The sequence below is a fragment of the Vibrio sp. 704 genome, assembly GCF_033339295.1.
Window position 1 is genome coordinate 1 of record NZ_JAWOUH010000390.1, and the last position, 737, is coordinate 737.

At 42.1% G+C, this 737-nt stretch carries 2 protein-coding genes; one reads left to right on the forward strand and one right to left on the reverse strand.

Annotated features, from left to right (window positions below; all coding sequences use genetic code 11):
* Nucleotides 1–310, forward strand: a 310-nt coding sequence (locus R7R24_RS26650; protein WP_318120109.1) for a DUF2947 family protein, incomplete at its 5' end; no start/stop codon positions are given.
* Nucleotides 311–370: 60 nt separating this feature from the next.
* Here the strand turns inward: R7R24_RS26650 and R7R24_RS26655 are convergent.
* The coding region (locus R7R24_RS26655; RefSeq protein WP_318120110.1) for a tyrosine-type recombinase/integrase at nucleotides 371–737 on the reverse strand (367 nt) is incomplete at its 5' end.

Genomic DNA, 737 nt, shown 5'->3' on the forward strand with positions numbered 1-737 from the left:
CCTAAGCTCACAAGATTGGCCGATGAGTGAATCAAATTGGTTAGAATCTGTAGATTGGATGGCTGCATGGGAATCGGATGAGCCTGAAATGCCACAAGAAGTTGATGCACATATCGATTGGCAAGATGATGTGACCGTGTATTTCTGTTACGAAAAGTACAATGTCATAGAAACAAAATGGTCGATTTTTAAAAAGCATTGGAAGAACTTTTTGTTCTATGATGATGGTCCAATTCTTATTGGTCGTCGCCGCTCGCAAGCATTGTGGTTTGACTCAAAAGGAATGGTTAAACTTGGTGAGCGTCACTAACTTGTACTAACTCATCACCCGCTCATGATACTAGCCACCAACCAGGTGGCTTTTGTTTTTTTAAAGACTTGATAAAGGGCTTAGGACTCCGCCTGCACCTCTCTCAATTACGTGGGTATATATTTGGGTGGTCTTTACATCGGTGTGACCAAGCTGCTCTTGTACTGTTCTAATATCGGCACCAGATTCCAATAAGTGCGTTGCAAAGCTATGTCTTAACGTGTGACAGGTAACCGTTTTTTCTATGCTTGCATCGAGCGCGGAGCGCTTTACCGCTCTTTGAATTGCGCTTTCATTTATATGATGTCTTCGCAGTTGCCCTGTCTCTTTGTCGACACTTAACTTATTGGATGGAAACAAAAAGTGCCAATTGAAATCTAGTTCTGCATTCGGATATTTACGGCGTAAACCTTCAGAGATGTAAACA